The sequence below is a fragment of the Clostridium tetanomorphum genome (genome assembly GCF_017873215.1).
GTDB lineage: Bacteria > Bacillota > Clostridia > Clostridiales > Clostridiaceae > Clostridium_AO > Clostridium_AO tetanomorphum.
Map to the genome: position 1 here is coordinate 22,659 of NZ_JAGGKA010000032.1, position 9,750 is coordinate 32,408.

Here is a 9,750-nt window from a genome sequence, read left to right on the forward strand (position 1 = left end):
ATTCATTCTTTATAACTATTGATATAAAAGGCATTGAACTCACAACATTCCTTGTTAATACATTTTTACTTGTAGTGTTTTCAATGTCCTTTCCCACCAATTTCCCCACCAAATTGTTCAGTTTTTATAAATTATCTTATTTATATACTTAGCTCATTATAAATTTGCACATTTTTAATTTCTTGAAGAATTGTTTTATATTCATCTGAAAGCACATCCTTAATAATTCTATTATCACTAGTATTATTTTCTAACATTAATTCTTCCCATTTCACTTTATTCCATTTCTCTTTACTATCTGATGTAATTCCACTCCATCCATCAGTAGTACGATCTTTTTCCAATACATCAATAAATGTTTTATGGTTGAATACTTTTTCTGATGTTCTTATAATTTGTTGATATAATTCTGGTGATGGACTTATTTCAATAAGATTAGAGGTTTCTAATAAATCTTTTATTGTCATCAATTCACCATATAACAGATAAATTTTATCAATATATAATTTAACACTATCAATATAGCTCAATGAAGATACATTTTTAATCCATTCATTACTAAAATACATTCTCAGCGGAGTATTTTCTGTATAGTCACCTATCTTTTGAGCTATATATAACTTTTTTAAATCATTTAATCCTAAAAACAAGTCATAATATACAATTAATGCATCCTCTTGAATTTTTTTTATTTGCCTTATTTGTTCAGATTTTAAAACTTTTTTTTGAATTTTTCTAGTTTCATTTGTTGAAACATATAATGCAATTAAAGTAGTTATGCCCCCAATAGCACCACCAATAAAACTTGCTAAAATTCCATACCACTCTGGATATGATAAATTAGCATATATAAGTTTTAACGCTAGTGGAAAGATTATTGTAAAAATAATAAATGACCCAATTATCCATTTAATATATCCATTCTTATCTATATTGGATTACCTCCTTTAAATTATAAATTCTACTTACTTAGTAGATATAATTCTTTCCCATTAATATTTAATTTCCATGTAATTTTTAATAACAATTCTATTATCTATACCTTAATTTGTTTTAATAAAACTTTTCAATACTCATATACATTTATCACTAAAATCCCATTGAACTAATTCTTAATATATATTAATACTCATATATATATTAGAAACATAACTATTCCATATATGTAATCTATATTTCACCGATATATTTAGCTTATTATACTATGAAACTGTTTTTAAACCCGTTACCAATATTCTGGTATTCTTACATATTTAATAATAAAATAAACTTTTAGATAGTATATTTTATATTTTTGTGGCAAAACTAAAGTTATATGCATATATTTAAAGTAAATAGGTAATTACCTGCTATTAATATACTATAATCTAATCATACATTGTTGACAATATATATGCTTAGATGTTATATTTAATGTAACAAATAGTATATAGCTCATCTACCGATGGTAGAAGGAGATCACCGGATTCCTGTTGGGAAGACCGGTATTTTTATTTTATAGATTTTATATATTTATTATATTCCTTGTCCATTTTTTTCTTATCACCTGGAAGAAACACCGGATATGCTGTTCTGAAATCTAAATAATTTAATTTTGTTTTATCTTTTTTATCATATAATTCATTAAATACAATTAAGTAATCTACAATCCCTGACTGATACCTAACATATCTACTCCAGTACCATTTCCCCATACCATCCTTAGAATCATATCTCCATATTTTCGTATTTGCATTATTATTATTAGCATATTTTATTATTTCAGGTATCCAATGAATTCTAGATAGTCTATAATAACACTCTACTCTATTTAGTTTTTGAAAAATAAAATTGGCATTATTAATATTACATTGAGGGATACATTTTATTGAACCTATGTCATTAGTACATGGTAATATTTTTTGATGGTATCCCTTATCTTTAAGACTAATACTATGCAAATATCTTTCTTCCATACCATTAATTTTTTTATTTTCTATAAATATTTTAATTCCTTGTAAACTCGGTCTTATTTCAGGATTTATAAATGTATTACATAACCCTTCATATTCTGCTTTTATATCTATGAAGATATTTCTGTTAGAAAACATCTTTGGCTGACTTAATCCATAGTACTCCATCTGTTTCCACCACCTATTCCTGCATTGGATGCCATATGAATATATTAAATTTATCTTCTTGACGTAATGTAGTTTTAAGTAAACTATATCCTGTTTTCCTCTTTATAAATTCAACTAACTCTAATTTTGCAGTTGAATTTAATATCTCCCCCATATATAATCTATTAGCATATCCAACTGCTCCTATTAATATATCCACTAATTGCATTAATTCACTATCACTTGAATTAATAATTTGCATGTTATTTATTAGTTTAAGATCAAAATCTAACTTTTCATTACATAAACATTTCTTTAGGTCTTTTATTTTTCTTCCACCTCTAGTATCCTTCTTATCTATATATATATTGTTAATTTTTCTTGCATCTATCATTTCTCTTAATAAATAAAAATACATTATATAATAAATCTCATTATGATCATATTTTTCATAATTAAACTTATTTTTGTCCTGAAAAACAATTGTTCTAAATCTTAAATCATCATTGTTAAAAAAATACTCAATAACCTCTTTGTAAAATTCTATTTTATTATATGATGCCTTTGTCCACTTAACTTCATTAAATTTCCATATACCATGTCTGCTCTTTATCTTCCTTAATTCCTCACTTACATTTTTAACTTTCTCTTTTGGGCAACTTATTCCTCCCAATATCATAGATACTTGCTTTGCTTTATTCTTATCAGTAAATTCCAAATGACAACTTTCATCACAATATATATTAATCATAATTCACCTCTATACAATATATGGTACTATAAAATTATACTATACTATTTAATTTTTCATAGTGTATATTAATTATCATAATTTAATTTTATCTATAATACATCTTAATATCTGCTATTTACTTAATTTTCCGCCTATTTTTATAATTTTACTTCTGTAAATACAACAAAACTGTCTCTAGATATAGAAAAAAGAACTAGCTTTCACTAGTCCTCTAATCCATATAACAATATTTCAGCAGTAAACACCATTCGCCCAATTGTATATAAAATATTATTAACCTTACTTTTCTTACAAAAACTCTGGCTATACCCCATTACACTTCCTATCTTTGAATATGACATATTTTCAAAATATCTATAACATATAATCTTCTGCTCCTGTTCACTTAGTACATCCATTGCATTTTTTAACTTTTCTATTTTTATTTCCAGTAATCTTTTTCTTCTACTTAGCATTTTAATTTCTTCTTTAGATTCTTCTACTTTTTCACTGCACCTCATAATTTCTTCATCTAACTTACTTATTTCTTTTTTTACCTCTGGAATATTCTTAATATAATTTTCAGTTTTAATAATTAATTCATCTCTAGTCATTATATTTCACTCCTTCATATGGATAAATATCTATCTGCAAAATTAATTCTATTAATAGTTTTATCTATGCTATACTTTGCCTCTTCAATTTTTCTAGTATATATCTCTTCAGCCTTTATTGCTCCCCATGGGCTTCTTCTTATCTTTCTTAAAGCTGTATTTTCAGTATATCTAACATTTTCTAATGTAGTTCCAAATACTCCTCCAACCTCATTTAATGTCATTGGCTTATTACCATTCCATCCATACCTAAGTTTTAATATTTCTCTTTCTTTTAAAGTGTTATGATCCATCATTACTTCCTCTAGTTCTTTTCTAAGCTGCTGATTATATATTCGCTCTTCCACGTTCTCAAAGCTATAATCAACACTTTTTAGGGTATCCATAATCTCCGCATCTTCATCTTTACCCACTGGAGTATTAAGGCTTGTTTCATCATTAGTGTTCTTTTGAGTTATATATCTGTTTATTTTGGAGTATATCCAATGTACTGCATAGGTGGTAAACTTAGCTTTCTTAGGATTGTTAAAATCATATTTTTCAGCTGCTATCATTAAACCTATAAATCCTTCCTGCTCTAAATCCTCTTTATCTATGCTATTAGTATCTTCTACATAAAACTTATTAGCTAACTTATATACAATACCTGTATTTTGCTCCATGAGCTTACTTAAAGCTTGTTTATCTCCTTGTTGATATAATTGCACCAGTTCCTCATTAGTCATGCTATATCACCTTATTTCAAGCTTTTTAAACATCTTATTCTCATATCTGTATAATGTACTAACTGATTTATTAAATATTGATTCCAATGTTTTTAAGCTTAATTTTTTTTCATACTTTAGATATAAGTATGTTCTTTCTTCTTCATTGATATAATTCTCAATTCCATATTTTATGTAAAATATATCTGATTCAATATCTCTTATCCTGGATTCAATTATTATTTGTTCTAACATTTCATCTAAAGTGCTATTACATGAATGATATTCTTTTAATTGCTTTAATTCTTGCAATTTATTAAAATATTCTTTGAAACTCTTAACCATTCATCTACCTCTTTTAAGTTAAATTTTCTAATATGAGAGTATTTTTGTATTTAAAATTCCCAAGCGTTTGTGATTTTAAGCCATTATATTTTTAAGGGGCTCAAAATGTTCATAATTATTCTTCTGGCTTTAGCCTTAAGTAATATTACTTTAATTGTTTTAGTTCCTTTAATTTATTAAAGTGCTCTTTAAAATTTTTTATCACTTTAGCACCTAATTTCATTTGAAATCTTCTAAGTTCTAATATATAAATCCAAATTTTTTATTTAGGGAGTTTTTTGTGCGAAAATCTGCCCACTCGGTCTTTAGAACTATCCTAAAATTCTCTAAGGGAGGGCCCCTCTTCACCCATTCTCCTTTATTACATACATTAAATTCTTACTTTCTTATTTTCTAGTTCCTGCAACTCTTGCAACCCTGCACCCTTTTTTGTATTCGTTTTTCTCTGCCAATTCAATCTACGTTTCCAAGACTTTACTGTATTAATAGATACTTTATATTGGTCAGCTATATCTTTATACTTCATTCCAGAAATGTAGTCTTTATAGGCTTTCTCTTTAATTATTAAACTTTCCTTTTCATCCAAAATCACCACCTCAATTCTAGTCTAGTTTTTAGTTTTGCACACTTTATTTTATCAAGTTGCATACCCCCCTCTCGTGTGAAGTTTTCTAAAAAATCTCTTTTGTCCGGGATACCCCCGGTCTTTAAGCGTTCCGAAAAAGCTCAAACTTTTAACTGGGGGTAGTAATACCAAGGCTTACCAGCGTTCTTTATTCTTAAATCTAGGCTTATAATTCCTATGTAACTTCTCTGGATGCACTTCATTGTGGCATGTATAACATAAACTTATAAGGTTGCTATCAACTAAAGCTAAGTCTGGTCTATCTTTTAAATGCTTGATGTGATGCACACACTCACCTTTACCTACTCTTCCATTAGCTTTACATCTTTGACATTCCTTGTTATCTCTTTCCTTGAAGCTTTGCCCCATTTACTACTCAGCTCTATTTATGATTTTCTTATCTCTTTATATAAAATTAACAATATAAAATTCAGTTATTATTTGGTCAAATTAATCTATTTTAAGCCGTATTTTTGTATTATTCATCATTTAATTCACTTTATAATAGTTTTTTTATTAATTTCTCTATATATCATTGATTTTTGTTAAATTTCGTGTTAATATTTTTTATATCAGATTGAAAGGAGATAGAGTAATGGATAACATTTTAATTCTAATGGGTTACATTATTACTTTGCTTGTTATATCAGGCAAATATAATAAAAACTAAGCAACACTATATTCCTTAAGTGGGTCTTTAAATTGATTCACTTAGGGAATACCCTAACAATTAATTATTATCCATTACTCTAATAAATAATATAAAATAATTTGAAAATAGAACTCATTTTGTACGCTATAGATTAAAATGAGTTCTATTTTATTTGTCTCAAACTCCAGCCTCTACTACGTTTATACCCCTGCGGCTCATTAATTCTTCTATATTCCTTATAGATAATTTTACTTTCATTATCCTATTTATTTAATTTATCATATAATTTCAACTGTTATGCTTTCAGTGTTTTTAAACCATTTAACTGCCTACTATGAAAATACAATTTAATATAATAAATAATACAAAATATCATAAATTTCATTACATGCGGCTAACATTATAATTCTTCCCTTTTATTTAGCATAATTCACATTGTGTTAACCTTTTACAATAACCTTTAACCATTTGTTTTTTAATACTTTAACTATGTTTTACATATTGCTTAGTTAACATCACCTCATTATGTTTACTTTTACAGCAAATAATATTTACTTATTATAATAGTTTCTTTTTAAGAGATTCTTCTTCCGCATCTGCTTTTCGTTCTTCTTCAAGTTTCTTCTTTGCTTCATCTATTTTCTTTTTCACTTCTTCCTTACTTTGTTTCCTTGATCCAGCAAGTGCTGTATTAATATTAAATAAAAATGACTTCAACGGTGTCCCATACATGTTCCAAATAGTATTAGATGTTTGCCCTAATGCCATTAATTCTTGTCTAGTATTATCTAGCTCTTCTATCTGATTTTTCATTTTATTCAACAGATCAATAGTCCTATTATTATTATCTACGTTTTTCAGTTCACTTTCATATATTGCAACATCATCACGTACATAACCTAATTCCTTTAATTCAAATTTCTTTTTTTCTAATTGTTTATGTAAAGTTTTCCAAATATCATCTAAAGTTTTATTACGTTCATTCCCTTTATTATGATTTTCCACTATCATGTTATAAGCATTTTGCTTTTTATCCTCTAATTCTTTTATTTCCTTTTGTAATAATTTATATCTATCTAAAAGTATCATAATTTTTTACCTCCTGATTTTCTTCTTTTTACTCGAACATATCTAACATTCTGTTAAACTCATTTAATACACTTCAATCATTTATTTATCAATGGCTCCATATAATTTAAAAAAATTAATTTAACACGCTCTTATTTTGTTAAACTCCATTTAAATAGATTGTTTATTCTTATTTTTAATCTATCATTGCCTGATATACATAATTTAAAGCCACATTAAAACCTTTCTTAAATTCACTACTAATGCTTTTATCTTTCAACATTGCCTCACTGATAGCATTAAGCTGATAATATATCTCTTCTACTTTACTTCTTTTAACTTTGCTTGAGCCTTCTTTCTCCAATATCTTTCCTGCGCCTCCTTTACCTTATCTTTGTTTTTAACTCTCCACTCCCTCATGTATTTATTTCTAGCTTCTTTTGCCTGTTGCTCCATTAATTCACCTCATTTCAACCAAAATAAAAAAACACGAGAACCAACCACGTCAATAATATTGACTTAGTTAATTTCCCGTGCCTTATTTATAAGACTTACACCTCATGGTGTGGTACTTTAATATTTATTTTTATCTTTATGTTTATTATATCATAAAAAAATGTTTAAATCCAGTTATTTCAATGCTTTCATGTAGTTACTATAGTATTTTATATAGTAACTACTATATACCCCACTTATCTTTTAGCTTGTTTAAAAATTTCATTCCTTCTCCATTATCTTTTGTTTTATCTGGATGAAGTTTCATAGCTGCAGCTTTATATATTGCTTTTAAATATTCCTTCTCTTCTTCTGTGTAGGTACTGCTATTATTTTTAAAGTAACTACTAAAATCATAATTACTGTAGTTACTATTAAAATTTTCATAATAACTACGTTCATATTCTTTTCTAGCTTCATATTGAGCTTTTATATTTTTAAGCATTTCCTCATTCCTTAAAGTTCCAAATACATCATAACAATAATCGTAAGTATCTTCTCCATAAGTTTTTTCAAAGTCAGCTTTATCTATTATATATCTTTGAATTATTTCAGTATGTTTTTTATTAGTTTTGTATTCTTCTGTCTTTTGGAATTCATTAGTTATCTTTTCTATTAAAGGATCTAGTTTTTTATATACCATGTCCCATAATTCATCTTCTGATATATTCATTTCTTTAAGCTTTTCATTTAATCTACTTTGACTTATAGAATCCCCTGGCCAAAACTCTAGTAATTCATAATATCCCATTGTGCAAATTACCCATTGTTTCTTTTTAACTTTTCCATCCTCCCTATAGCTTTTATGTATACTTATTTTATAAGCTTTCTTAATAGGCCTTTTAAATCTTTCTCCTGTGTATTGATATGAATACTCAGTTTTAGTATGACCATCTATAGACCATGTCATAGGATGTGCTTTTAATTCTTTATAAGCTCCACATTCATTATACTTCTTGTTTTCTATCTCTTGAATTACACAATACACTTTTTTCTCACTTCCTTATATAGTGGTTATCATGAATTACTATATAATAACTACAATATCTTTATAAAAATGTGGCTACTATAAAACTTTCTACAGTAACCACATATATTACTATCAATCTTTATATACCATCATTTTGACCTACTTTACATTAGTTAGCTGCTTTTCTTTATACGCTCCTGTTTTCCTTATAGTTGGAATAACCTCTATTGCCAACCAACCCTGAAATCTTTGCAACTTCATTACTTGCTTTAAATGCTAATTTGTAAACTGCCGGTTCTGGTATATAATCACCTTTCGCAACATCTTGCGAAAATTTCCTATATATTCATACTCTGCAACCTGTACTTATTTTTCTTGTCTCCTATTGTTTCACAATACATCATTACATGCTTTGTTTCAAATACATTCCTATTTACTTTGCTTAATACTAAATCATTTAGTTTATTAATATCTGTATTAGCCCCAACTGTAAATATATTTGCTTTGCTCATACAACCTTTAATTATAGCCGTATTTGTTACTTCCCCTTTTAATCCTGTTGTGCCTCCTGCTGAAAATGTAAAATTATTAATATAAACTTTATTTTCATCCTGTAATATAATCGTTTCTAAATCTCTAAATTTTTTCTCATACTCACAAGTTAAATGTATTAAATAAATTTCTAATGATTTAAAGCTAACATATTCCTTTACTTTTTTATATATATCAGTATGTTTAAATGCTTTCATTGCAGCGTGTCCACTTGGTATGTTTAAGAATACCAAGATAGATAAAAATACAGGACTACCATCTCTATGAAATCCATATTCATCACCAAGCCACTCATATTTTTCATATACATATGCGTGGATCAGTTCATGTGCTATAGTATTCTTTAACCTTCTTTTGCAATATCTTTTTTCAATCCCAATACCATATAATCCATTCTTATATTCATCATATACCCAATTATTTATATTAATTTTATGATGAATTTTTAATTCATTGTCTTTATCTTTTATAGTTTCATAAGTGCCTAATATTGTTTCATCTAACTTCTTCAATCCAATGTTAACATCTCTCCATAATAGCTTTATATGCTTTCTTGGAAACATCTTTTTTTTAAGTTCTTTTTGAACTTTTAATAATAATTTATTTAAATCCTCTTGAATTTCAGCTTCTCCATAATTTTTTAAACTCATATAATCCCTTCCTATTAGGCTTTATATTCTTAGATTCACACTCTCTTATATATTCAAGTAATATATAAATACTCATAATATCACCTTTATGCTTGATTTTTTGTCTTCCAGAAGGTAAACTAAACTTGCGAGGTTTTAGTTTGTTCCTTTGGAATGGACTTTATTTTTTATTTTAGGTCTATATGGATTCTTCTGTATTGACCTTCGTTCTTATATTCCTTACTAACTTTAAGCACCTCAAAG

The 9,750-nt window shown here is 26.9% G+C and carries 13 protein-coding genes; all 13 read right to left on the minus strand.

Going from position 1 to position 9,750, the window contains the following annotated elements:
- Positions 1-140 precede the first annotated feature (140 nt).
- Complete coding sequence (locus J2Z24_RS19905) at positions 141-650, minus strand: hypothetical protein (RefSeq protein WP_035147593.1); 510 nt, start codon at positions 648-650, stop codon at positions 141-143.
- An 840-nt stretch (positions 651-1,490) separates the two neighbouring features.
- A complete protein-coding gene (locus J2Z24_RS19910; protein ID WP_035147595.1) occupies positions 1,491-2,120 on the minus strand; it encodes a hypothetical protein in 630 nt (209 codons plus the stop codon).
- A 13-nt stretch (positions 2,121-2,133) separates the two neighbouring features.
- Positions 2,134-2,850: a DUF3800 domain-containing protein gene (locus tag J2Z24_RS19915; RefSeq protein WP_035147598.1), complete on the minus strand. Its 717-nt coding sequence runs from the start codon at positions 2,848-2,850 to the stop codon at positions 2,134-2,136.
- A 206-nt stretch (positions 2,851-3,056) separates the two neighbouring features.
- Positions 3,057-3,446: a sigma factor-like helix-turn-helix DNA-binding protein gene (locus tag J2Z24_RS19920; RefSeq protein ID WP_035147600.1), complete on the minus strand. Its 390-nt coding sequence runs from the start codon at positions 3,444-3,446 to the stop codon at positions 3,057-3,059.
- Positions 3,447-3,460: 14 nt separating this feature from the next.
- Complete coding sequence (locus J2Z24_RS19925) at positions 3,461-4,171, minus strand: sigma-70 family RNA polymerase sigma factor (protein ID WP_035147602.1); 711 nt, start codon at positions 4,169-4,171, stop codon at positions 3,461-3,463.
- Between the two features lie 6 nt (positions 4,172-4,177).
- A complete protein-coding gene (locus tag J2Z24_RS19930) occupies positions 4,178-4,495 on the minus strand; it encodes a hypothetical protein (protein WP_035147604.1) in 318 nt (105 codons plus the stop codon).
- Between the two features lie 370 nt (positions 4,496-4,865).
- Entirely contained in the window at positions 4,866-5,081 is a 216-nt protein-coding gene (locus J2Z24_RS19935; RefSeq protein WP_035147608.1) for a phage terminase small subunit-related protein, read from the minus strand.
- Between the two features lie 174 nt (positions 5,082-5,255).
- Complete coding sequence (locus J2Z24_RS19940) at positions 5,256-5,489, minus strand: HNH endonuclease (protein ID WP_051593223.1); 234 nt, start codon at positions 5,487-5,489, stop codon at positions 5,256-5,258.
- A gap of 841 nt (positions 5,490-6,330) precedes the next feature.
- Entirely contained in the window at positions 6,331-6,861 is a 531-nt protein-coding gene (locus J2Z24_RS19945; RefSeq protein WP_035147605.1) for a hypothetical protein, read from the minus strand.
- A gap of 175 nt (positions 6,862-7,036) precedes the next feature.
- Entirely contained in the window at positions 7,037-7,204 is a 168-nt protein-coding gene (locus J2Z24_RS19950) for a hypothetical protein (protein ID WP_156950226.1), read from the minus strand.
- Complete coding sequence (locus J2Z24_RS21700) at positions 7,162-7,296, minus strand: hypothetical protein (protein WP_276512206.1); 135 nt, start codon at positions 7,294-7,296, stop codon at positions 7,162-7,164. The genes J2Z24_RS19950 and J2Z24_RS21700 overlap by 43 nt, the downstream gene beginning before the upstream one ends.
- Positions 7,297-7,519: 223 nt before the next feature.
- Positions 7,520-8,323 (minus strand): hypothetical protein, encoded by an 804-nt coding sequence (locus J2Z24_RS19955; protein ID WP_111947656.1) that lies wholly within the window; start codon positions 8,321-8,323, stop codon positions 7,520-7,522.
- A gap of 320 nt (positions 8,324-8,643) precedes the next feature.
- The gene (locus J2Z24_RS19960) at positions 8,644-9,507 is read right to left on the minus strand and encodes a hypothetical protein (RefSeq protein ID WP_035152538.1); all 864 of its coding nucleotides are present in this window, start codon (positions 9,505-9,507) and stop codon (positions 8,644-8,646) included.
- Between the last annotated feature and the right edge of the window lie 243 nt (positions 9,508-9,750).